The organism is Pseudomonas sp. GW531-T4, assembly GCF_017349615.1.
Taxonomy (GTDB): domain Bacteria; phylum Pseudomonadota; class Gammaproteobacteria; order Pseudomonadales; family Pseudomonadaceae; genus Aquipseudomonas; species Aquipseudomonas chlororaphis_I.
In genome coordinates this window covers 224,680-246,589 of record NZ_JACMZT010000001.1, presented here as the reverse complement: position 1 = coordinate 246,589, position 21,910 = coordinate 224,680, and the positions used below count along the sequence as shown (strand labels likewise).

Here is a 21,910-nt window from a genome sequence, read left to right as displayed (position 1 = left end):
ATGCGAAACGACGCGTCACGTTCCTCGATCAAGGAGAGCAGTAATGACTTCGAATCATCCGGCAAAGATCAAGACCAACCCGATGCGCAGCAGCACCAACAAAATCAAGCTGGGGGTCTTCGCCCTCAATATCGAGGGTGGCTGCACCCTGACCACGGTCCCGGAGCGCCTGGACGCCTCTGACTGGAGCGGCAACCTGGAAGTCGCCAGGAAAGCCGACAAGGCCGGCCTGGAACTGCTGCTGCCGGTGGGCCGCTGGCGCGGCTGGGGCGGTGCCAGCGATCCGATGGGGGTGTCGTTCGAAACCTATACCTGGGCGGCGGGGCTGGCGTCGGTGACCGAACAGATCGCGCTGTTCACCACCTCGCACCTGTCGACCGTGCATCCGCTGTTCGCTGCCAAGCAGGCCGCGACCATCGACCATATCAGCGGCGGTCGCTTCGGCCTGAACATGATCTGCGGCTGGTACGGCAAGGAGATGGGCATGTTCAACGGCGGGGTGCAGCTGGAGCATGACCGGCGCTACGACCACGCCGACGAGTGGCTGAAAATCGCCCGGCTGGCCTGGAACGAACCGGGCAACTTCGACCACAAGGGCGACTTCTTCAATATCGCCCAGGGCTTTGCCCAGCCCAAGCCGCTGAACCAGCCGTTCCTGATGAATGCCGGGGGTTCCGAGCGCGGCCGCAGGTTCTGCGCCGAGCATTGCGACGCGGCGTTCCTGATCCTCAAGCACGAGGATGACGACGACACCATTCGCGCGCAGATCAAGGCCTACCGCGACCTGGCTCGCCTGGAATTCGGCCGCGAGATCCAGATCTGGGTCTACTCCTACGTGGTGCAGAAGGACACCCTGGAAGAAGCCGAGAAGTACCTCGACTACTACGTCAATCAGCACGGCGATGAAGTCGCCCTGGATAACGTCACTTCGGAGATCGGCATCCAGAGCGGCATGTTCGCCAACACCGAGGACGCCGAGCGCTTCCGCTTCCACTTCAAGGCCGGGTTCGCCGGGGTGCCCCTGGTCGGGACCGCGGAAATGATCACCGAGCAGTTCCAGCGCTACAGCGACCTGGGCATCGACGGCATCTGCCTGACCTGGCTCGACTACAAGAGCGGCCTCGACGAGTTTCTCCAGGACGTCCTGCCACGCATGGAAGAGGCCGGCCTGCGCCAGCCCTATAACAGCTCCAGGGTCATCATCGGAGCGGTCGCATGAGTGCCCGCAGCGCTTTGGCGCTGGCCGTCGAGCCCTCCGAGCAGGCGCTGGCCGAGGACTTCAAGCGCGCCATGCGGCGCCTGACCAGCACGGTTTCCATCATCGCCACCGGCGTCGATGGCTCGCGCAGCGGCATGGTCGCCACGGCGGTCAGCTCGCTGTGCACCGAACCGCCGTCGCTGCTGATCTGCATCAACCGCACGGCTAGCCTGTACCAGCCGCTGCTGGCCAACCAGCGTTTCAGCGTGAACCTGCTCGATGCCACGCAAAGCCGGCTGGTCGGCATCTTCGCCGGCCAGCTCAAGGGCAGTGCGCGCTTCGAACATGGCCAATGGGAGTCTGCCGACGACCTGCCGTATCTGTCGGATGCCCAGGCGACGCTGTTCTGCAGCGTCGATGCGCGGCTGTCCTACGCCACCCACGAGGTGATTGTCGGACGGGTCGAGAAGTCGCGCGTCAACGAGCGCATTTCGCCCCTGCTCTGGCAGGACGGCAAGCCGGCCCAGTCCTGCGAGCTGATTCACTGATCTGGCCCCGACCATTCTGTTTTTTCCTGGAGGCAACATGAGCAACCTGACTGCATTCGATGCACCTACCGCCGATGAGAGCGATGCGATTTTCCTGGTCAACGTCGTACATGTATTCGAGGGGCAGCAGGACGCCGCCCTCGATGTACTGCGCTCGGCCGTGGGTTATGTGGCGCAGAACTATCCGTCGTTCCAGTGGAGCCGCCTGTTCAAGAGTATCGACGGCAAGACCGTGATCAATCAGGCGCAATGGAGCAGCAAGGAGGAGTTTGACTCTCTGTTCTCCGATGAGCAGTTCATGTCGCGTTATTCCCGGCTGAAGGAAACCGGCACCTGGGAGTTCCACCTCTACAAGGTCAACGACTACATTCCGGCCGCCACTGCCCCGGTGGCCGCGGCGCTCGCCTGAGGGGAAGGCGGGCCCGCCCATGCTGGGTGTCGCGGGCCCGTCGTTCAGCGACTTTTATCGGTACATCAAGGAGATACACCGTGAGCAATTTTGATTCCGCGCTGACCCGACTGTTGAACATCAGCCATCCGGTGGTGCTGGCGCCCATGGGCGGTGCTGCTGGCGGGCGACTCGCCGCCGCGGTTTCCCGGGCCGGCGGGCTTGGCCTGGTCGGGGCCAGCTATGGCGATCCGGACTGGATGAAAACCGAGCTGGCGCTGATGAGCGACGTCGAGGAACCGTGGGGCGTCGGCCTGGTGATGTTCACCGTGGCCAAGCGCTTCGAACTGCTGGACCTGGCCCTGTCCTATGGGCCCGACGTGGTCGCCTTGTCGTTTGGCGATGCCCGGCCCTTTATTGCCCCGATCAAGGACAGCGGTGCGCTGGCCATCGTTCAGGTGCATGACGTCGATCAGGCGCTGGCCGCGCTGGATGCCGGGGCCGATGCCTTGATCGTGCAGGGTGCCGAAGCCGGCGGGCATAGCTTGCGGCGAGCCTCCTTGCCTTTGCTGCCGGCCGTGCGCGATGCGGTGGGCGAGGATGCGGTACTGATCGCCGCCGGCGGCATCGCCGATGGCCGGGGGCTGGCCGCGGCACTTTTGCTGGGGGCCGACGGGGCCATGCTGGGCACGCGTTTCCTGGCCAGCGACGAAGCGCTGCCGTCCGCCAAGGTCAAGCAGCGCCTGCTCCAGGCCACCGCTGGCGACCTGGTGCGCACCCGTGCGTTCGATCTGGTGCGCGGTATCGAATGGCCCGAGCAGTACAGCGGTCGGGCCCTGGCCAACGACTTCACCGCACGCTGGGTGGGGTTCGAACAGGAACTGGTGCGGGCGCCGGCCAGCGTGGCCGAGGACTACGCGCAAGCGCTGCGCGAAGACAACACCGACGTGCGCGCCATCTGGACCGGTGAAGTCGCCGACCTGATCAACGATGTCCTGCCCGCCGCCACCATCGTCGAGCAGACCGTGCGGGGCGCGGAGCAGGCGCTGCGTGTTGCCGGCCGACGGTTCGCCTGAGCCGCACGCCCTGTGTTCTTGCCCAAAGGAATCGATATGAACAGCAATGCTCCCGTACATGTGCAGTTTGGCCTGGGCCCGGAACTGGTGGTGGTGATGTCGCCGGTCATGCCCACCTGGGACGAAGGCCAGTTTTTTGCCCCCCTGACCCAGTCGCTGGTCGATAAAGGCTATCGGGTGGTCATCTTCGACACGCTCTCGCTGCTGACCGACGACGATGAGCCGTTCACCGACTTCACCCAGCGCTGGGCCGGGGTGCTCGAACCGTTGGGGCCGATCGCCCTGATCGCCGGGTCCGCCCTGGGCGGTGCGGTGGTCCAGGGGCTGCTGGCGACCGCTGTGGGCCGGCAGGCGGCGCAGGCGCTACTGATTTCCTCGCCGACCCGGGCCGACAAGATCCTCGACCGGCGCCTGGGGGCGATGGCCGACCTGGCCAGCGCCGGGGATGTCGATACCGCCCTGATGCTGCTCGATCAATGGGTGTTGCCGGCCCGGGCGAAACCGGCGGCGCGCCAGCCGGCGTCAGCGGCGACGGCCGACGAGCAGGCCGGGCGGCGCCTGGACCAGGGGTTCCGCCTGTTGAACGAACTCAATGTGGAGCCGCAGGTCTCGGCCTGGCCGGGGCGCTTGTTGAGCATCTTCGGCGAGAGTTCGCAGCTGGTCAGGGCGACCAATGTCAGTTTCCAGGCGTCCGCGCAGCATCTGGCGGTGGGCGTTCCCGGTGCGGGCATGCGTCCGCTGCTGGATGACCTGGCGCGGGTGCGCGCCAGCGTGCGCAGCCATCTGGGGATCGACCTGGAGGCCCATGCATGAGCGCGTCGACAGCGGTAACCGAGCCCGCCCGGGCACGCTTCATCGATGTCCATTACCATGCCGGCCCTGATGCTTATCTGCGGCGTCACAGCGCGCTGCGGGCCGGTAGCGAGTATCAGGCGCAGGACGGCTGGGTGGTGCTCAAGAACCACCTGGGCTGTACCGCGGCCCAGGCCTGGGAGGCCCGCCAGCAAGGGCTGCCGGTGTCCGGTTCAATCGTGCTCAACGAGATTGCCGGCGGTATCGACTGGCGGGTGGTCGAACGCTCGCTGTGCCAGCATGGCGCCGCCGACCTGCGTTTTATCGTGCATTTGCCCACCGTGACGGGGCGCTCGCATACCAGCCGGCTGGCTAGGGAGTTGAGTCACCCGATCCTTGGCCAGCGCCCCGTGAAGCCGCTGACCGTCAGCGATGACCGCCAGCGATTGAACCGCGCCACCCTGGATGTGTTGCGGATGAGCCGGGATTACCCGGTGGTGATCTCCACCGGCCATGCCAATCGCGAGGAGGTGCTTTTGCTGGTAGCGGCGGCGGATCGGCTGCAGGTGCCGCGGTTGATGCTCAACCAGCCGGCCAATCCGCTGACCGGGCTGAGTGCGGCCGACCTTCTTGAGCTCAAGAGCCTGCCTTCGCTCTATATCGAGCAGACCGCGCTGACCTACTTGCTGGGCTACCAGAGCAAGGAGGATTTCGGCGAGGTATTGCGCGAGCTGCCACGGGTGGTCTACAGCTCGGACCTGGGTCAAACCAGCCAGCCGGACATTCGCCCATGGTTGGACCTGAGCCGGCAATGGTTCAAGGAGTTCGGGCTTGGCGCGCAGCGCATAGAGTCGATTACCCGCAGCGCCCCGTTGCAGATGCTCAGCCATTGACGGTCAACGGCTCGCAGCGGCTGCCGCTCCGGGCGCTGAGGGCCGTTCGCGCAGGGGAGGGCAAATTCCAGGCATTAAAAAGCCGGCTTGTGGCCGGCTTCTCGGGGACTGGCTTGGTTCATTTTTGGTAAACCGCACCAGCCTGCAAAACGTACACCCAGCTCTTGCGGCTGGCTGTGGGACTTGGCGAGAAAATCATCTGCCGCGTCGGGCGGATCTGACCGGTTGAACAGGTCGATGCGCAAAGGTGGGGCGCAGCATACTGATATTCGAGGAGAATTCCCAGCGCGAAGAGCTGTTGGCGGGTAGAAAACCCAGGTGTTTGGCGTCTGAGGGAGGGGCAATATTCGGCAGGCATAAAAAAGCCCCGGATGACCGGGGCTTTTTCTTGAGGCTTGTCGCTGCAAGCGTGCAGCTGCTTTTTAGCCTTTGTAGGCGGCAACCGACTTCGTGATCGCGGCGCGGGCGGCGTCTGCGCCGTCCCAGCCTTCGATCTTCACCCACTTGCCTTTTTCGAGATCCTTGTAGTTCGCGAAGAAGTGCTCGATCTGCTGAATCAGCAGTGCTGGCAGGTCGGTGTATTCCTTCACGTCGACATACAGCTGGGACAGCTTGTCGTGAGGAACAGCGATGACTTTGGCATCGCCGCCGCCGTCGTCGGTCATGTTCAGGATGCCGACCGGACGGGCGCGGATCACCGAGCCTGGAGCAACCGGGTAAGGAGTGACTACCAGTACGTCGAGGGGGTCACCGTCGTCGGCCAGGGTGTTCGGGATGTAGCCGTAGTTGGCCGGGTAGAACATCGGGGTGGCCATGAAACGGTCAACGAACAGGCAATCGCTGTCTTTGTCGATTTCGTATTTGATCGGCGCGTGGTTGGCCGGAATCTCGATTGCGACGTAGATGTCGTTCGGCAGGTCTTTGCCAGCCGGAATCTTGCTGTAGCTCATTGGGCGATGCCCCCGTTAGTTGACCAAAATGTCTTGGCCGGATTGACCAAAAAGTGGCGGCGATTATAGGCATATTCCAAGGGCTATGCCACGTACCGAAGGACGTATGGACGCCTTGGGCCAAACGCCGAAAACCCTGCGCAGGAGCGGCTCGCGACGCTCGATTGCTTGCGAAAAGAAGAGTCGCTGCGGCGCGTTTAGTTCAGCGGCACTCGTCAGGGCCGGCGATTATTTCGCCAGCAGACTGGCTCTGGTGGACACCTCAGTGTTGCTGGTAGTGCGGGTCGCTGGCCTGCAGTTGCTGGAGCCGGGCCAGGGGATTCTGCCGGTAAAACAGCTGCAGTTGCTCGTAGACCTTCGGATAGGCCTCGTGGAGCAGGTCCGGGGCGCTGAAGAAGTATTCGCTGGTGACGGCGAAGAACTCCGCGGGGTTTTCCGCGGCGTAAGGATCGATGGCGGTTTCGGCGTCCGGGTTGTGGTCGAGCTGGCGATTGAGGTCGTCGTAGGCCGCCTGCATTACCTGGGCCCAGTCGCTGATGCGCATGTCGCTGTGCAGCGGCGGCAGGCCGTTGGCATCGCCGTTGAGCATGTCCAGCTTGTGCGCCAGCTCGTGGATCACCAGGTTGTAGGCTTCCCAGCCGCCGCTGGCGAGCACGCCGGGCCAGGCCAGGATGATCGGGCCCTGTTGCCAGGCTTCACCGCTGTGTTCGCCGTCCCATTCATGTTCGACGCCGCTGGCATCGCGATGGCGCTGGGGGCTGAGGAAGTCGTCGGGGTAGAGGACGATTTCGTGAAAGCCCTGGTACCAGTTCAAATCCCCCAGGTGCAGCAGCGGCAACTGGGCCTGGGCGGCCAGCAGCAGGCGCTCGAACTGGTGCAGCTCGACCCCGGGCAGGGCGCTCAGGTGCTTGTCGGCGAGAAACAGGACACTGGTTTCCCGCAGCCATTGGTCCTCGGCAGCGCTCAGGCCATCGAGAAAGGGCAGGTGCTGGCGCACCCGTTGCCACATTTCATCGGCAATCGGGTGCTTGGCCAGCCGACGCCGGCGGCGCCAGGTGCTGAGGGGCCACATACCGATCAGTGGCTTTCGGCCTTTGCTGCCGAGCGGCCCAGGCGGCTGCGCACCACGCCGATGATCATCGGCACCAGCGACAGCAGGATGATGCCCACCACCAGCAGCGACAGGTTTTTCTTGATGAACGGTACGTTGCCGAAGAAGTAGCCGAGGGTCACCAGGCCGCCGACCCAGAGGATGGTGCCGGCCACGCTGAAGGCGAAGAAACGCGGGTAAGGCATCTTGGCCACGCCGGCGACGAACGGGGCGAAGGTGCGGATGATCGGCAGGAAACGCGCCAGGGTCACGGTTTTGCCGCCGTGGCGGTCGTAGAAGTCGTGGGTTTTTTGCAGGTAGTCGCGGCGGAAGATCTTCGAGTTCGGGTTGCTGAACAAACGCTCGCCGACCGTTCGGCCGATGATGTAGTTGGTACTGTCGCCGAGGATCGCCGCCAGCATCAGCAGGCCGCCGAGCAGCACCGGGTCCATGGCGCCACCGGCGGCGACCGCGCCGGCGATGAACAGCAGGGAGTCGCCAGGCAGGAACGGCGTCACCACCAGGCCGGTTTCACAGAAAATCACCAGGAACAGGATGGCGTAGATCCATGGCCCGTAGTTGGTCACCAACATGTCGAGGTAAACGTCGAGATGGAGGATGAGGTCGATCGGGTTGAAATCCATTGAGGCACCTGTGGTGACGGCCCGACTCGGCGGGTCTGTGCAATGACTGGGGCAAAAACTTACAGCTGGCGCAGATTCATCTTACGCCCCGAAAAGGTCGGCATTATAAGACCTGATAGGTGAAATGGGCGTTGAGTTTGTAGCGGGGAGTGTCTTGGCGGCGCTGACTGGCCAGAGGCGAAAGAGCATGGCCTTCGACAGCGTCTTGGCAGGCGCTGTCGAAGGGGGGATGGGGGTGTTCCAGATGGGGGCTTAGTCGTCGCTGATCGGCAATATGTAGTTCTTGAACTCGGTATCTTCGCGAAAACCGATGGATTCATAGGTTTTCTGCGCCACTTCGTTATCACTGCTGGTGGAAACACGCATGCGCACGGCATGGGTGTCCTTGGCCATTTTCTTCGCGGTGCGGATCAGGTTGTCGGCCACCAGCTGGCGGCGAGCGTCTTCGGCGACATAGATGTCGTTGAGGATCCATACGCGCTTGAGGGACAGGGAGGAGAAGCTGGGGTAGAGCTGGCAGAAACCGAGGAGTTTCTTGTCGTCATCGTCGGGCAGGGCCAGGTAGATCACCGACTCCTTGCGGCGCAGGCGCTTTTCCAGGAAGGCCCGGGACGAGTCCGGAAACGGCAGGGCGCCATAGAACTCGCGGTATTTGACGAACAGGGGGGTCAACAGATCCAGGTGTTCGAGGGTCGCTTGAGTAATCCGCATGAGTTGTCCTCAACTTCGAATGGATACGACGGCAAACGGTTCATTACTCGGGCAGCCGTGTTTCGATGCTGCCTAAAGCGTGGAAAAAGCGCAATCGTCTCGAAAAGTCACGGCTTTGCAGGCCCCAGCAGGAAATTGCCCTTGAGGGTGTCGGGCGCGTCGCTGTCCAGGGTGTTCACCTGGGCCTCGTCTTTCAGGTTGACCCCCGAGAGCTGCCGCCTGCAGGCCTCGCGCATCAGGTACAGCAAACGGTGGGCCGCCATGCCGTAGCTCAGGCCTTCCAGGCGCACGTTGGAGATGCAGTTGCGATAGGCATCGGTGAGCCCGACCTTCGGGTTGTAGGTGAAATACAGCCCCAGGCTGTCCGGTGAGCTGAGCCCCGGGCGTTCGCCGATCAGGATCACGGTCATTTTCGCGCCGAGCAGCTCGCCGATTTCGTCGGCCACCGCCACCCGGCCCTGTTCCACCAGGATGACCGGTGACAGCGACCAGCCCTCGGCCTCGGTCTGCTCTTCAAAACGGGCGAGAAACGGCAGGGTATGGCGATGCACTGCCAGTGCCGACAGACCGTCTGCTACCACCACCGCCAGATCCACCCCGCCCGGGTTGGCGCAGGCGTGCTCGCGCAGGGCCTGGGCCGACGCGTCGCTGAGCTTGCGCCCCAGGTCCGGGCGTTGCAGGTAGCTGTGGCGATCGCTGGCGGCGCTGTGCAGCAGCAGGCTGCCGCGGCCGCGTTCGGCCAGTTGGCTGCTCAGCCCGGCATGGTCGAAGGGCAGGTGCACCGCATCGCGGGCCTGGGCGTGGGCGAACTGGAAGTCCAGCTGGGCGCCGGTGGGCAGGCTGGTGCCGGTGCGGCCCAGGGCGATGCGCGCCGGGGTCAGGCGGCGCAGCTCCAGCCAGGGGTTCTGGCTGTCGGTCGGGTGTTTGTCCATAAGCCTGTCCTTACTGAAGCTGTGCCAGCGCCTGGCGGAAGGCCGGCGGCAGGTTGTGGCCGAACTGCACCTTGCCGTCGGGCTGGGTGAAGATGCCGGTTTTCGCCAGCCACTGCTCGAACTCCGGCGCCGGTTTCAGGCCCAGGGTCTGGCGGGCGTAGAGCGCGTCGTGAAAGGAGGTGGTCTGGTAATTGAGCATGATGTCGTCGGAGCCGGGGATGCCCATGATGAAGTTGATCCCGGCCACGCCCAGCAGGGTCAACAGGGTGTCCATGTCGTCCTGGTCGGCTTCGGCGTGGTTGGTGTAGCAGATGTCGCAACCCATGGGCACGCCCAGCAGCTTGCCGCAGAAGTGGTCTTCCAGGCCGGCGCGGATGATCTGCTTGCCGTTGTACAGGTACTCCGGGCCGATGAAGCCGACCACGGTGTTCACCAGGAACGGCTTGAAGTGCCGGGCCACCGCATAGGCGCGGGTTTCGCAGGTCTGCTGGTCGACGCCGAAGTGGGCGTTGGCCGACAGTGCGCTGCCCTGGCCGGTTTCGAAATACATCAGGTTCTGCCCCAGGGTGCCGCGCTTGAGGCTCAGGCCAGCCTCGTAGCCTTCCTGCAAGACATTGAGGTTGATGCCGAAACTGGCGTTGGCCGCCTCGGTGCCGGCGATCGACTGGAACACCAGGTCCAGCGGCACGCCACGGTTGATCGCCTCGATGGAGGTGGTGACGTGGGTCAGCACGCAGGCCTGGGTGGGGATTTCATAACGCTGGATGATCGCGTCGAGCATTTCCAGCAGGGCGCAGATCGAGGCGATGCTGTCGGTGGCCGGGTTGATGCCGATCATGGCGTCGCCGTTGCCGTAGAGCAGGCCGTCGAGAATGCTCGCGGCGATGCCGGCCGGTTCGTCGGTCGGGTGGTTGGGTTGCAGGCGCGTCGACAGCCGCCCGCGCAGTCCCAGGGTGCCGCGGAACCGGGTGACCACGCGGATCTTCTGTGCCACCAGCACCAGGTCCTGGACGCGCATGATCTTCGACACGGCGGCGGCCATTTCCGGGGTCAGCCCGGGGGCCAGGGCACGCAGGCTCTGTTCGTCGGCGGCGTCGCTGAGCAGCCAGTCGCGGAAACCGCCGACCGTGAGGTGGCTGACGGTGGCGAAGGCGGCCTTGTCGTGGGTGTCGATGATCAACCGGGTGACTTCATCGGTTTCGTAGGGAATCAGTGCTTCTTCGAGGAAATGCTTGAGCGGAATGTCCGCCAGGGTCATTTGCGCGGCGACCCGCTCGCCGTCGTTGAGGGCGGCGACGCCGGCCAGGAAGTCCCCGGAGCGTGCCGGGCTGGCCTTGGCCATGACGTCCTTGAGGCTGTCGAAGCGGTAGGTCTGGGCGCCGACGGTGTGGGCGAAACTTGCCATACAGGTTCTCCGTGACGACGCAGGGAACCAACCCTGCGTCGAGGTTTTCGGCGGTTAGTGCAAGGCTTCTTCAGCTTTCTGAATGGCCGCGAATTCTTCTTCGGGCGTGCCTGCTACCAAGTGATGCCGACTGTAGAAAGCAAAGTAAGCAATTAATACTCCATAGATGATCGCGGCGCCAATGACCACCCGCGGATCCACCAGGAAGCCCGCCACCACGGCGATGCAGGCCAGTACCAGGGCCACGCCGGAGGTGAAGATACCGCCCGGGGTGCGGTACGGACGATCCATTTTGGGGCGACGGATGCGCAGGGTGATGTGCGCGGCCATCATCAGCACGTAGGAGATGGTCGCGCCGAACACCGCCACCAGGATCAGCAGGTCGCCCTGGCCGGTCAGCGACAGGCCGAAGCCGATGATCCCGGGGATCACCAGCGCCAGGACCGGCGCCTTGCTCTTGTTGGTTTCCGACAGCTTGCGCGGCAGGTAGCCGGCGCGGGACAGGGCGAAAATCTGCCGGGAGTAGGCGTAGATGATCGAGAAGAAGCTGGCGATCAAGCCGGCCAGGCCCACCAGGTTGACGAAGCTGCCCATCCAGGTCGAACCGCCGTAGGCCTTGGCCAGGGCTTCCACCAGCGGGTTGCCCGAGGTCAGCAGGGCGTTGGCCCCCGCGCCGCCCGGGCCGATCACCAGGATCAGCAGGGCGAAGCTCAGCAGCACCAGCATGGCGCCGATCAGGCCGCGCGGCAGGTCGCGTTTGGGGTTCTTGGTTTCTTCCGCGGCCAGCGGCACGCCTTCGACCGCCAGGAAGAACCAGATGGCGTAGGGAATCGCCGCCCACACGCCGACATAACCGAACGGCAGGAAGCTGCTGGCGCCCACGGCCTCGGTGACCGGGATGTCCAGCAGGTTGGCGACGGAGAAGTGCGGCACCATCGCCACCAGGAACACGCCCAGGGCCAGGGCGGCGACGGCGGTGATGATGAACATCAGCTTCAGCGCCTCGCCGACCCCGAAGATGTGGATGGCGATGAACACGATGTAGAACGCCAGGTAGATCATCCAGCCGCCGATCCCGAACAGCGACTGGCAATAGGCGCCGATAAACACCGCGATTGCCGCCGGGGCGATGGCGTATTCGATGAGGATCGCGGTCCCGGTGAGAAAGCCGCCCCAGGGGCCGAAGGCACTGCGGGCAAAACCGTAGCCGCCGCCGGCGGTAGGGATCATCGAGGACAGTTCGGCCAGGGAAAAGCACATGCACAGGTACATGGTGGCCATCAGCAAGGTGGCGAGGAACATGCCGCCCCAGCCGCCCTGGGCCAGGCCGAAGTTCCAGCCGGCATAGTCGCCGGAGATGACGTAGGCCACACCCAGGCCCACCAGCAGGACCCAGCCTGCCGCGCCTTTTTTCAGTTCGCGTTGTTGGAAATAGTCGGAGCCGACTTTTTCAAAGTCGACCGAAGAGCCAGCCGGCTGCACGCCGGTATGTTCGCTAGGCATAAGGGTTCACCTGTTCTTATTGTTGTGCCCGGTCGGCAGACCGGATCGGTGTTGCAAGGCGATGGTGTGTTTTGCCTTGAGGCCGTCATCGCAAGCGTGTTCGCGACCGGCCCCCAAGGGTGAAGCCGCACTGGCGGCTCCACCCTTGTCCCTGGCTTGATTGGCTTTAGAAGAAGCCCAGCGGATTGATGTCGTAGCTCACCAGCAGGTTTTTGGTCTGCTGGTAGTGGTCGAGCATCATCTTGTGGGTTTCACGGCCGACGCCGGACTTCTTGTAACCGCCGAACGCCGCGTGGGCGGGGTACAGGTGGTAGCAGTTGGTCCACACACGACCGGCCTTGATCGCCCGGCCCATGCGGTAGGCGCGGTTGATGTCGCGGGTCCAGAGGCCGGCGCCGAGGCCGAACTCGGTGTCGTTGGCGATGGCCAGGGCTTCGGCTTCGTCCTTGAAGGTGGTGATGCTCACCACCGGGCCGAAGATTTCTTCCTGGAACACGCGCATCTTGTTGTTGCCCTTGAGCAGGGTCGGCTGGATGTAATAGCCGCTGGCCAGGTTGCCCTCGAGTTTTTCCACCTTGCCGCCGGTCAGCAGCTGCGCGCCTTCGCCCTTGGCGATTTCCAGGTACGAGAGGATCTTGTCGAACTGCTGCTCGGATGCCTGGGCGCCGACCATGGTGTCGGTGTCCAGCGGGTCGCCGCGCTTGATCTGCTCGACCTTTTTCATCACCACTTGCATGAACTCGTCGTAGATCGACTCTTCCACCAGGGCGCGGGACGGGCAGGTGCAGACTTCGCCCTGGTTGAAGAACGCCAGCACCAGGCCTTCGGCGGCCTTTTCGATGAAGCTCGGTTCGGCCTGCATGATGTCGGCGAAGAAGATGTTCGGCGACTTGCCGCCCAGTTCCACGGTGGACGGGATGATGTTCTCGGCGGCGCATTTCATGATGTGCGAGCCCACCGGGGTCGAACCGGTGAAGGCGATCTTGGCGATGCGCTTGCTGGTCGCCAGGGCTTCGCCCGCTTCCTTGCCGAAGCCTTGCACTACGTTGAGCACGCCCGGCGGCAGCAGGTCGCCGATCAGTTCCATCAGCACGCAGATGCCCAGCGGGGTCTGCTCGGCCGGCTTGAGTACCACGCAGTTACCGGCGGCCAGGGCAGGCGCGAGTTTCCAGGCGGCCATCAGCAGCGGGAAGTTCCACGGGATGATCTGCCCGACCACGCCCAGCGGTTCGTGAATGTGATAGGCCACGGTGTTGCCGTCGATTTCCGCGGCGCTGCCTTCCTGGGCCCGCAGGCAGCCAGCGAAGTAACGGAAGTGGTCGGCGGCAAGGGGGATGTCGGCGTTGAGGGTTTCGCGCACGGCCTTGCCGTTGTCCCAGGTTTCGGTGATGGCCAGCAGTTCGAGGTTCTGCTCGATGCGGTCGGCGATTTTCAGCAGGATCAGCGAGCGGGCCTGTGCCGAGGTGGCACCCCAGGCATCGGCGGCGGCATGGGCGGCGTCCAGGGCTTTCTCGATGTCTTCGGCGGTGGAGCGCGGGAATTCGGCGATCGGTTGGCCGTTTACTGGCGAGGTATTGGTGAAGTACTGACCTTTGACAGGCGCGACGAATTCGCCGCCGATGTAGTTACCGTATTTGCTCTTGAACGAAACGATAGCGCCTTCAGTACCGGGGTGTGCATAACGCATGGTGGGTATCTCCTGGCTTTTGTGCTTATAGGGGAGGACGCGCTGTTGCGCTTGTAAAAGCGTAGAGCAAAGCCCGGGCCACTGCGTTGCAGGCCAGGTAAATCAAGGGTTTGCGAATGTTTCAGCGGCCGAGCGCCGAGTGTCTGTGGCAGTTGTGGCACATGGCAGGTGACACTTTGTACCCTTTATGGTACAGCCCGTGACTCATTGGTCGAAGCGGCATTGCAATGCGTCCATGGCTGGAGGATGCTGGGCTTCGCCTTGATCTGAAGGAGTCGATGTAGCCGCTGCCGAAGGCTGCGATCGACCGCAAAGCGGGCGTCGTTCTGGCAACCGCTAAAGGCCCTGCGGACCTTATCGCAGCCTTCTGCAGCGGCTACAGGGTTCGCTTGACGAGCGATCCGGGTCTTACCTCTCGGGGAGAACAATAAGAAATGCACAGCAATCACCTCACCCGGCACGCCCAGCAAGTGCTGACCGTGACCCAAGGCAAGGCCCATCTGCAGGGGCCTGGCAGCGATCCTTCCATCGCCCGTTCCTGGCTGCGTTGCCTGGAGGACTATCACCTCGACCCGGCCCTGAGCATGGCGCCTACCGTGCTCGAACATGGCCGCCTGCTGGAAAGCCGCGAACGCCTGCAGCAGGTGCTGCAGATCGCTGGCAATGAGATGACCAGCCTGCACCAGCAGCTGTCTGGCGCTGGTCATGCGGTGCTGCTGACCGACGCCCGCGGGGTGATCCTCAACTGCGTCACCGCGCCCACCGAGCGCAAGATTTTCGAGCGTGCCGGGCTCTGGCTCGGCGCCGACTGGAGCGAGGCCTGCGAGGGCACCAACGGCATCGGTACCTGCCTGGTGGAGCGCCAGTCCCTGACCATCCATCAGGACGAGCACTTCCGTGGCCGTCACACCGGCCTGACCTGCTCGGCCAGCCCGGTGTTCGACCCCCACGGCGAACTGCTGGCGGTGCTCGACGTTTCCTCGGCGCGCCCGGATGTGTCGCGGCAGAGCCAGTTCCACACCATGGCCCTGGTCAATCTCTCGGCGAAGATGATCGAGAGCTGCTATTTCCTGCGCTATTTCGACAATCAATGGTTGCTGCGTTTTCACCTGCAGGCCGAGTCCGTCGGCTTGTTCAGCGAAGGCTTGCTGGCGTTCGACGGGGAAGGGCGGATCAGCGCGGTGAACCAGAGCGCCTTGAACCTGCTGGGGCATATTCGCGGCGGCTTGCTGGGCAAACCGGTGGAAGCCTTTTTCGACTGCTCGCTGGACGAGCTGCTGGGCCGCGCCAGTATCAATGCCAGCGCCAGCTGGCCGCTGCGTACCCGCGATGGCCGGCATCTGTTCGCGGTGTTGCGCGGCCAGCCGCGCAGCGTGCCGAAACCGTTGCCGCCGAGGGCGCTGGTGGAAGAGCGGCCGCGCCTGTCCGGGATCTGCCTGGGCGATGCGGCCCTGCAAGAAGACTTCCGCAAATCCTTACGGGTGTTCGAGCGCGATGTGCCGCTGCTGATCAACGGCGAGACCGGCTCCGGCAAGGAGGCGTTCGCCAAGGCGGTGCACCAGGCCAGCCAGCGGGCGGAGAAAGCCTTCGTTGCCTTGAACTGCGCGGCGATTCCCGAAAGCCTGATCGAAAGCGAGCTGTTCGGTTATCGCGGCGGCAGCTTCACCGGGGCGCGCAAGGAAGGCATGCGCGGCAAGTTGCAGCAGGCCGATGGCGGCACGCTGTTCCTCGATGAAATCGGCGATATGCCGCTGGCCTTGCAGACCCGTCTGCTGCGGGTGCTGGAAGATCGCATGGTGGTGCCTATCGGCGGCGAGCCGCAGGCGGTCAACGTGCGCATCATCAGCGCCACTCACCGGGACCTGCTGGAGCGGGTACGGGATGGCAGCTTCCGCGAGGATCTGTATTACCGGCTCAATGGCCTGGAAATCAGTTTGCCGGCGCTGCGCGAGCGCAGCGACAAATCCCAGTTGCTGGACTTTCTCCTGGCGGAGGAAGCCGGCGATCAGCAGGTGTCGCTCGACGGCCCGGCGCGCCAGGCCCTGCTGGACTTCCATTGGCCAGGCAATGTGCGGCAACTGCGCAACGTGTTGCGCACCCTGGCGGCGCTCTGCGACCACGGGCGAATCGGCCTGGAGGATATACCGGCGATGATTCGCCAGGGCCGCCCGGCGCCGGTGCCGGCAGCTGTCGAGGAGGCGGGGGAATACCCGCTGGACGATGCCGAACGCCTGGCCTTGCTCAACACCCTGGAGCAACAGCGTTGGCACATGACCCACACCGCCAAGCAGCTGGGGGTGAGCCGCAACACCCTCTATAGAAAGCTGCGCAAGCATGGGATCGCTCGCTAGGCCTGGCACCGTGTCATCGTTCATCGCGGGCAATCGAGCGTCGACCGGCTGCTCCTACAAAGCAATGCGCACCTGTAGGAGCGAAGCTTGCTCGCGACAGGCGGCGCAGCCGCCGATACATCGGTAACCGCGGTCCAAGCCCCCAACCGCGTTCGGGCGATTCCCCGGCAAAAGCCCCACAGAACTCGTCATAGCCTCCGGCAATGACAACCGTGTGTTCCCCCATCAGCTAAAGAGTGCGATTTGCAGCCCTCTACGCTAACCTGCCTCGATGTTTTACGAGGCCTTCTATGCACATTCATATTCTCGGTATTTGCGGCACCTTCATGGGCTCGATGGCGGTTCTGGCCAAAGAGCTGGGCCATCATGTCACCGGCTCCGATGCCAACGTCTACCCGCCGATGAGCACCCAGCTCGAAGCCCAGGGCATCGAGTTGACCCAGGGCTACGACCCGGCCCAGCTTGACCCGGCGCCGGACCTGGTGGTGATCGGCAACGCCATGTCCCGCGGCAACCCGGCGGTGGAGTATGTGCTGAACAAGGGCCTGCCCTATGTTTCCGGCCCGCAATGGCTGGCCGACCATGTGCTGCAAGGCCGCTGGGTCCTGGCGGTCGCCGGCACCCACGGCAAGACCACCACCAGCAGCATGCTGGCCTGGGTGCTGGAGCATGCGGGCATGAGCCCTGGCTTCCTGATCGGCGGCGTGCCGCAGAACTTCTCGGTGTCGGCCCGCCTGGGTGGCACACCGTTCTTCGTGATCGAGGCCGATGAATACGACAGTGCCTTCTTCGACAAGCGCTCGAAGTTCGTGCACTACCGTCCGCGCACGGCGATCCTGAACAACCTCGAGTTCGATCACGCAGACATCTTCCCCGATCTGCCGGCTATCGAACGGCAGTTCCACCACCTGGTGCGGACCATCCCGAGCGAAGGCCTGGTCATCCACCCGACCACCGAACCGGCCTTGTTGCGGGTGATCGACATGGGCTGCTGGACCCCGGTGCAAACCACCGGCGCGGGCGGCCAATGGCAGGTCAAGCTGCTCAGCGAAGACGGCTCGAAGTTCGAAGTGATGTTCGAGGGCGAGGCCCAAGGCGTGGTCGAGTGGGACCTGACCGGCCAGCACAACGTTGCCAACGCCCTGGCCACCCTGGCCGCGGCGCGCCATGTCGGTGTGGTGCCGGCCATGGGCATCGCTGCGCTGAGCGCATTCAAGAGCGTCAAGCGGCGGATGGAGAAGGTCGCTGAAGTCCATGGCATCACCATCTATGACGACTTCGCTCACCACCCGACCGCCATCGCCACTACTCTGGACGGCCTGCGCAAGCGCATCGGCGATGCGCCGTTGATTGCGATCATCGAGCCGCGCTCCAACTCCATGAAGCTCGGCGCTCACCGTGACGGGCTGCCGGAAAGCGTCAACCAGGCCGATCAAGTGGTCTGGTATTCGCCGGCCAACCTTGGCTGGGACCTGGGCGCCACCGCCGCGCTGTGCACCGTGCCATCGATTGTCAGCGATTCCCTGGAAGGCATCATCGAGCGGGTGAAGAGCCAGGCCAAGCCGGGCACTCACGTGGTGATCATGAGCAATGGCGGCTTCGGCGGCCTGCATGGCAAGCTGGCCGAGGCACTGCGATGAACAACGGCCCGGAACGCATCACCCTGGCGATGACCGGCGCCTCGGGCGCCCAGTACGGCCTGCGCCTGCTGGATTGCCTGGTGCGCGAAGACCGTGAAGTGCACTTCCTGATCTCCAAGGCCGCGCAGCTGGTGATGGCGACCGAGACCGACGTGACCCTGCCGTCCAAGCCGCAGACCATGCAGGCCTTCCTCACCGAGTACACCGGTGCCGCTGCCGGGCAGATCCGCGTGTATGGCAAGGAAGACTGGATGTCGCCGGTGGCCTCGGGCTCCGGCTCGCCGGCGGCGATGGTGGTGGTGCCTTGCTCCACCGGCACCTTGTCGGCCATCGCCACAGGCGCTTGCAACAACCTGATCGAGCGGGCGGCGGACGTCACCCTGAAGGAGCGCCGCCAGTTGATCCTGGTGCCGCGCGAAGCGCCTTACTCCAGCATCCACCTGGAGAACATGCTCAAGCTGTCGAACATGGGCGTGACCATTCTGCCGGCCTCTCCGGGTTTCTATCACCAGCCGCAGACCATTGACGACCTGGTGGATTTTGTCGTGGCGCGGATTCTCAATCTGCTGAACATCCCGCAGGACATGTTGCCGCGGTGGGGCGAGCATCATCTGAGCAGCGATGAGTAAGTCGCTGCTGATCCTGCTGGTCGCCCTGCAGCTGGGCGGTTGCGCCACGGCGCGTACGCTGAACGCGGCCAAACCGGGGGCGCCGGTGGTGTATTCCGGGACGCGCCTGGATCTGTATGTGATGCAGGGCGGCTGTTGCCCGATGGATCGTTTCGGGGCTGAAGCGCCGAGCTATCCGGGTGTCGACCTGCCGGCCAGCGCCTTGCTCGACACGCTGCTGTTGCCGCTGTCGGTGCTGACGGTATTGGGGGTTGGGTTTCAGGCTACGGGCGGGTTGTAGTTCCTTCGCGGGCAAGTCGGATCGCCGCCCGCTCGCTCCTGTTTCTGTAGGAGCGAGGCGTGCCCGCGATGCTTTCTGATACTCGTTATTTACCCAGCTTGCGCAATTCGTCGGACTCGACGATCCGCACGCCATCCTGTTCTTCCAGTGCCAGGCGCCACATGGCCCGGGCCAGATGGCAGGCTTCGATGCCGTGGTATTTGCCGGGAATCAGTTTGGACAGCGGCCCGGCCAGCTGTTCGGCGAGACGCGGCTCGAGGCGTTCGCCCAGCAGCAGCGATGGCCGGCAAATGGTCAGTTGCGGCCAGTCCTGGGCCTTCAGCGCCTGTTCCATTTCGCCTTTGACCCGGTTGTAGAAAATCGAGGATTTCGCGTCCGCGCCCAGGGCGCTGATCACGACTAGGTGCCGCGCGCCCATCTCCCGTGCGCGCTTGCCGAAGGCCACCACCAGGTCCAGGTCGACGGCACGGAACGCCTGTTCGGAGCCGGCTTTCTTGAGGGTGGTGCCCAGGCAGCAGAACGCCAGGTCCACCCGGCCGCTGAGTTGCGGCAGGAGTACCGCCGGGTCGCCGACCGGGTTTTGCAGGCGTGGGTGTTCGCTCAAGGGACGCCGGCTGGGCGCCAGTACGCGGGTTACCGTGGGTTCGTTGAGCAGGCGGTCGAGCAAGTGCTCGCCAGTCAGGCCGGTCGCGCCGGCGAGCAAGATATGCTGAGGCGTCAAGTACATAGTGTTTCCCCCTTGATACTGTTTCAGCTTAGTTGCTCTTTGCTTCCTTGCTGTCGTTGGCGGCGCTTTGCAGCGCCTTTCGTGCTTGCTGCTTGCGCAGATGCTGCCAGTGCGCCAAGACCCCCTTGGGCGCCCAGATCTGCGGTTCGGAGGCTTCGAAGTTATCCGCCAGTTCGCGTTCGGCCACGGTCGCCCGGGCCAGTTTGAAGGCCTGTTCCAGGTCGTCGGTCTGGTTCAGCGCCTGGGCGAACAGGGCATCGCCGAAGTAGGTGAAGTCGGCCTCTTCCGAGCAGCCGAACGATACGCGGTCGGCCTGTGAAGCGGTCATGATCAGGGTCCGCTCATCCTTGAGCGCGGGAATGAATCCGCCGGAATAACAGGCCGAGATCACGATGATCTTGTCGCGGTTTTTCAGGGGCGCCAGCACCGCGGCCAACTCGTCGGCCGGCAGGTCGGCCAGCTCCAGGCGTGGCTGGTCGAGCACCAGTTCGTGTTCGCTGGTACCGTGGCTGGTCAGATAGATGAACAGCAGGTCTTCCGGGCCGCTGCGTTCGGCCAGGACCTGTACCGCGCGCCGCAGGTTTTCCCGGGTAGCCATGGGCCGGCTGTCGAGGCGGTCGCGGTGGTTGACCAGGCGGATCTGCCCATAGGCGCCGAAGCGGGTGGCGAGCATGTTGCTGACATAGTCGGCCTCGCGCAGAAATACGCTTTGCTTGCCATCGCCGGCCAGCGTCAGGCTGTAGAGCTCGATGGCGGGCGTCGACGCCGGCACCGCGCCGAGGGCGTCGTCGAGCAGGCGGCCCTGGGCCAAGAGGCCGGTCTCCAACGGGTCGGGCAACAGTCGGCCGTCGGCATCGCGAACCCGCAGGCCGTTGATCCAGTCGCCGCTTTGCACGGTGCCATCGCGCAGTACCAGCACGCCGTGGCCCTGGTAGTTGTCGCCTTCGAAGCCACCGATATAGAAGCTGCCGTCGCTGAGGTTCAGGCGGCCCTGGCCGCTGAAGCGCCAGTCGCTGAAACGGCCAATGTAATGGCTGCCGTCGACGCCGATCAGTTCACCCTTGCCACTGAGGGCGCCTTCCTTGAACTGGCCGATCCAGACATCGCCGTCGGCGTTTTCGTAGCGACCCTTACCGCTGAGCTGGTTCTGTTTGAAGCCGCCAACGTAGAGATCGCCCTCGGCGCTGCTGAAAGTGCCGTTGCCTTCCAGCTGGCCGTCGACGAACTGGCCGCTGAACTGGTTGCCGCTGGCATCGCTGCGCTGGCCCTGGCCGTTGGGCTTGCCGCGGGAGAACTGGCCCTGGTACTGGCTGCCGTCTTCCAGCTCGAGGCGGCCGAGCCCGGAATACAGGTCGGACTTGAATTCGCCGCGGTAGGTCATGCCGCGTTCCTTGAGGGTGCCTTCACCGTCGCGCCGGCCCAGTTTGAAACCACCGGTGTAGCTGCTGTCCTTGGTGGTCAGGCTGCCCTGGCCGTGGAACAGGCCCTGCTGGAATTGTCCGCGGTAGACCTCGCCGTCGCTGCCGTGCCATTCGCCCTGGCCATGCCACTGGCCGCTGTCGAACTGGCCGGCATACCAACTGCCGTTGGGGTAGTCGATGCGGCCTTGTCCCTGCAACAACCCGTTGACCACATCGCCGCGGTAGCGACCACCGTCCGGCAGACGGGCATCGGGAGGCAGCAGCGATTCGCCGTCTCCACATGCGGTGAGCAACAGGGTCAGAGCCAGGGGTACAAGTGGGCGCATAGCGGGATCCGGATAATTAGGGGACCGAGTATGCCGCAGCAACGAGGCTTATATATAGAGAGGCTGCGCGAAACAGCATGAGCTGTTTCGCATCAGGAAGGTTTCAGACAAAGCAGAGGGACAATGGCTCGGCGATGTAGGCTGGTTTTTCCTGGCCTTCGATTTCCAGTGTGGCGGTAGCCTTGAGCAGCCATTGGCCGGGTTTCTTCTCGGTGACGTCCACCAGGTCGACCTTGAGGCGGACCCTGGAATCGACCTTGACCGGCTGGATGAAGCGCACGCTGTCCAGGCCGTAGTTGACCACCATCTTCAGACCCTCGGGCAGGATCAGGATGTCTTCCATCAGTTTCGGGATCAGCGACAGCGACAGGAAACCGTGGGCAATGGTGCCGCCGAACGGTGTCTGGGCGGCTTTTACCGGGTCTACGTGGATGAACTGGAAGTCACCCGTGGCTTCAGCGAACAGGTTGATACGCTGCTGATCGATGGTGAGCCATTCGGAACGTCCTAGTTCCTTTCCGACATAATCTTTGAGCTCTGCAACAGGAACATACGGCATTGAGACTCTCCTTGGGTTCATCGGTTTTATCGTTCTAAAGGGGCGGGGGCGTACCCCCTGACAACCCACTGTAGATCATCATGGGGGTTTGCTCCGGTCAACCTTCCATGCTTTTGGCGAATGCCGGTGCATAGCGTTCGCGTGCTTATAATGCCCGGCG

The 21,910-nt window shown here is 63.9% G+C and carries 21 protein-coding genes; 10 read left to right on the top strand and 11 right to left on the bottom strand.

Translation table 11 applies throughout. The annotated features are described in order from the left end of the window. Positions 1-43: 43 nt before the first annotated feature. From J4D28_RS01170 to J4D28_RS01145, 6 genes are all read left to right on the top strand, one after another. Complete coding sequence (locus tag J4D28_RS01170) at positions 44-1,219, top strand: LLM class flavin-dependent oxidoreductase (RefSeq protein ID WP_038635527.1); 1,176 nt, start codon at positions 44-46, stop codon at positions 1,217-1,219. Further along, the gene (locus J4D28_RS01165; protein ID WP_103330765.1) at positions 1,216-1,746 is read left to right on the top strand and encodes a flavin reductase family protein; all 531 of its coding nucleotides are present in this window, start codon (positions 1,216-1,218) and stop codon (positions 1,744-1,746) included. The genes J4D28_RS01170 and J4D28_RS01165 overlap by 4 nt, the downstream gene beginning before the upstream one ends. Positions 1,747-1,783: 37 nt before the next feature. Next, positions 1,784-2,155: an antibiotic biosynthesis monooxygenase gene (locus tag J4D28_RS01160; RefSeq protein ID WP_009051061.1), complete on the top strand. Its 372-nt coding sequence runs from the start codon at positions 1,784-1,786 to the stop codon at positions 2,153-2,155. Positions 2,156-2,235: 80 nt separating this feature from the next. Continuing rightward, positions 2,236-3,210, top strand: coding sequence for a nitronate monooxygenase family protein (locus J4D28_RS01155; RefSeq protein ID WP_009051060.1), 975 nt, complete (start codon positions 2,236-2,238; stop codon positions 3,208-3,210). Positions 3,211-3,246: 36 nt separating this feature from the next. Continuing rightward, entirely contained in the window at positions 3,247-4,023 is a 777-nt protein-coding gene (locus tag J4D28_RS01150; RefSeq protein ID WP_041987423.1) for an alpha/beta hydrolase, read from the top strand. Next, entirely contained in the window at positions 4,020-4,895 is an 876-nt protein-coding gene (locus J4D28_RS01145; protein ID WP_038635522.1) for a DUF6282 family protein, read from the top strand. The genes J4D28_RS01150 and J4D28_RS01145 overlap by 4 nt, the downstream gene beginning before the upstream one ends. A gap of 422 nt (positions 4,896-5,317) precedes the next feature. Here the strand turns inward: J4D28_RS01145 and ppa are convergent, their stop codons facing one another. The 8 genes from ppa to J4D28_RS01105 all read right to left on the bottom strand — a co-directional run bounded on the left by ppa (position 5,318) and on the right by J4D28_RS01105 (position 13,817). After that, positions 5,318-5,845 carry an inorganic diphosphatase gene (gene ppa / locus J4D28_RS01140; protein WP_007933577.1) on the bottom strand — a complete coding sequence of 176 codons (528 nt, stop codon included), beginning with the start codon at positions 5,843-5,845 and terminating at the stop codon, positions 5,318-5,320. Between the two features lie 262 nt (positions 5,846-6,107). Continuing rightward, a complete protein-coding gene (locus J4D28_RS01135) occupies positions 6,108-6,917 on the bottom strand; it encodes a zinc-dependent peptidase (protein WP_009051057.1) in 810 nt (269 codons plus the stop codon). Between the two features lie 5 nt (positions 6,918-6,922). Beyond that, the gene (locus J4D28_RS01130) at positions 6,923-7,579 is read right to left on the bottom strand and encodes a DedA family protein (protein WP_007924093.1); all 657 of its coding nucleotides are present in this window, start codon (positions 7,577-7,579) and stop codon (positions 6,923-6,925) included. Positions 7,580-7,831: 252 nt separating this feature from the next. Then, entirely contained in the window at positions 7,832-8,290 is a 459-nt protein-coding gene (locus J4D28_RS01125; protein WP_009051056.1) for an N-acetyltransferase, read from the bottom strand. A 107-nt stretch (positions 8,291-8,397) separates the two neighbouring features. Beyond that, entirely contained in the window at positions 8,398-9,222 is an 825-nt protein-coding gene (gene eutC / locus J4D28_RS01120; protein ID WP_009051055.1) for an ethanolamine ammonia-lyase subunit EutC, read from the bottom strand. Between the two features lie 10 nt (positions 9,223-9,232). After that, positions 9,233-10,627 (bottom strand): ethanolamine ammonia-lyase subunit EutB, encoded by a 1,395-nt coding sequence (locus tag J4D28_RS01115; protein WP_009051054.1) that lies wholly within the window; start codon positions 10,625-10,627, stop codon positions 9,233-9,235. 54 nt (positions 10,628-10,681) lie between these two features. Further along, a complete protein-coding gene (gene eat, locus J4D28_RS01110; protein WP_009051053.1) occupies positions 10,682-12,130 on the bottom strand; it encodes an ethanolamine permease in 1,449 nt (482 codons plus the stop codon). A gap of 166 nt (positions 12,131-12,296) precedes the next feature. After that, positions 12,297-13,817: an aldehyde dehydrogenase family protein gene (locus tag J4D28_RS01105; protein WP_007924088.1), complete on the bottom strand. Its 1,521-nt coding sequence runs from the start codon at positions 13,815-13,817 to the stop codon at positions 12,297-12,299. A 434-nt stretch (positions 13,818-14,251) separates the two neighbouring features. Here J4D28_RS01105 and J4D28_RS01100 point away from each other — a divergent pair, with 434 nt between their 5' ends. The 4 genes from J4D28_RS01100 (at position 14,252) to J4D28_RS01085 (ending at position 18,717) form a co-directional block, all read left to right on the top strand. Beyond that, on the top strand, positions 14,252-16,168 hold the full coding sequence (locus tag J4D28_RS01100; protein WP_038635518.1) for a sigma-54-dependent Fis family transcriptional regulator: 1,917 nt from the start codon (positions 14,252-14,254) through the stop codon (positions 16,166-16,168). Positions 16,169-16,458: 290 nt separating this feature from the next. After that, complete coding sequence (mpl, locus tag J4D28_RS01095; RefSeq protein WP_016702691.1) at positions 16,459-17,808, top strand: UDP-N-acetylmuramate:L-alanyl-gamma-D-glutamyl-meso-diaminopimelate ligase; 1,350 nt, start codon at positions 16,459-16,461, stop codon at positions 17,806-17,808. Continuing rightward, the gene (ubiX, locus tag J4D28_RS01090; RefSeq protein WP_007927126.1) at positions 17,805-18,437 is read left to right on the top strand and encodes a flavin prenyltransferase UbiX; all 633 of its coding nucleotides are present in this window, start codon (positions 17,805-17,807) and stop codon (positions 18,435-18,437) included. The genes mpl and ubiX overlap by 4 nt, the downstream gene beginning before the upstream one ends. Next, on the top strand, positions 18,430-18,717 hold the full coding sequence (locus J4D28_RS01085) for a YceK/YidQ family lipoprotein (protein WP_009051050.1): 288 nt from the start codon (positions 18,430-18,432) through the stop codon (positions 18,715-18,717). Before ubiX ends, J4D28_RS01085 begins: the two co-directional genes overlap by 8 nt. Positions 18,718-18,802: 85 nt before the next feature. On the opposite strand, the gene J4D28_RS01080 is transcribed toward J4D28_RS01085, so the two are convergent. The 3 genes from J4D28_RS01080 to J4D28_RS01070 form a co-directional block, all read right to left on the bottom strand. Continuing rightward, entirely contained in the window at positions 18,803-19,444 is a 642-nt protein-coding gene (locus tag J4D28_RS01080; protein ID WP_023969292.1) for an oxidoreductase, read from the bottom strand. Positions 19,445-19,472: 28 nt separating this feature from the next. After that, positions 19,473-21,191 (bottom strand): C13 family peptidase, encoded by a 1,719-nt coding sequence (locus J4D28_RS01075; RefSeq protein WP_038635515.1) that lies wholly within the window; start codon positions 21,189-21,191, stop codon positions 19,473-19,475. A 103-nt stretch (positions 21,192-21,294) separates the two neighbouring features. Then, positions 21,295-21,750, bottom strand: a complete 456-nt coding sequence (locus J4D28_RS01070) for a MaoC family dehydratase (RefSeq protein ID WP_009051047.1) — start codon at positions 21,748-21,750, stop codon at positions 21,295-21,297. Positions 21,751-21,910 lie beyond the last annotated feature (160 nt).

Bases quoted from the DNA above. Each gene is read 5' to 3' on its own strand.
- J4D28_RS01170 (WP_038635527.1), top strand. From the start codon at position 44: ATGACTTCGAATCATCCGGCAAAGATCAAGACCAACCCGATGCGCAGC.
- J4D28_RS01165 (WP_103330765.1), top strand. From the start codon at position 1,216: ATGAGTGCCCGCAGCGCTTTGGCGCTGGCCGTCGAGCCCTCCGAGCAG.
- J4D28_RS01160 (WP_009051061.1), top strand. From the start codon at position 1,784: ATGAGCAACCTGACTGCATTCGATGCACCTACCGCCGATGAGAGCGAT.
- J4D28_RS01150 (WP_041987423.1), top strand. From the start codon at position 3,247: ATGAACAGCAATGCTCCCGTACATGTGCAGTTTGGCCTGGGCCCGGAA.
- J4D28_RS01145 (WP_038635522.1), top strand. From the start codon at position 4,020: ATGAGCGCGTCGACAGCGGTAACCGAGCCCGCCCGGGCACGCTTCATC.
- ppa (WP_007933577.1), bottom strand. From the start codon at position 5,845: ATGAGCTACAGCAAGATTCCGGCTGGCAAAGACCTGCCGAACGACATC.
- J4D28_RS01135 (WP_009051057.1), bottom strand. From the start codon at position 6,917: ATGTGGCCCCTCAGCACCTGGCGCCGCCGGCGTCGGCTGGCCAAGCAC.
- J4D28_RS01130 (WP_007924093.1), bottom strand. From the start codon at position 7,579: ATGGATTTCAACCCGATCGACCTCATCCTCCATCTCGACGTTTACCTC.
- J4D28_RS01125 (WP_009051056.1), bottom strand. From the start codon at position 8,290: ATGCGGATTACTCAAGCGACCCTCGAACACCTGGATCTGTTGACCCCC.
- eutC (WP_009051055.1), bottom strand. From the start codon at position 9,222: ATGGACAAACACCCGACCGACAGCCAGAACCCCTGGCTGGAGCTGCGC.
- J4D28_RS01115 (WP_009051054.1), bottom strand. From the start codon at position 10,627: ATGGCAAGTTTCGCCCACACCGTCGGCGCCCAGACCTACCGCTTCGAC.
- eat (WP_009051053.1), bottom strand. From the start codon at position 12,130: ATGCCTAGCGAACATACCGGCGTGCAGCCGGCTGGCTCTTCGGTCGAC.
- J4D28_RS01105 (WP_007924088.1), bottom strand. From the start codon at position 13,817: ATGCGTTATGCACACCCCGGTACTGAAGGCGCTATCGTTTCGTTCAAG.
- J4D28_RS01100 (WP_038635518.1), top strand. From the start codon at position 14,252: ATGCACAGCAATCACCTCACCCGGCACGCCCAGCAAGTGCTGACCGTG.
- mpl (WP_016702691.1), top strand. From the start codon at position 16,459: ATGCACATTCATATTCTCGGTATTTGCGGCACCTTCATGGGCTCGATG.
- ubiX (WP_007927126.1), top strand. From the start codon at position 17,805: ATGAACAACGGCCCGGAACGCATCACCCTGGCGATGACCGGCGCCTCG.
- J4D28_RS01085 (WP_009051050.1), top strand. From the start codon at position 18,430: ATGAGTAAGTCGCTGCTGATCCTGCTGGTCGCCCTGCAGCTGGGCGGT.
- J4D28_RS01080 (WP_023969292.1), bottom strand. From the start codon at position 19,444: ATGTACTTGACGCCTCAGCATATCTTGCTCGCCGGCGCGACCGGCCTG.
- J4D28_RS01075 (WP_038635515.1), bottom strand. From the start codon at position 21,191: ATGCGCCCACTTGTACCCCTGGCTCTGACCCTGTTGCTCACCGCATGT.
- J4D28_RS01070 (WP_009051047.1), bottom strand. From the start codon at position 21,750: ATGCCGTATGTTCCTGTTGCAGAGCTCAAAGATTATGTCGGAAAGGAA.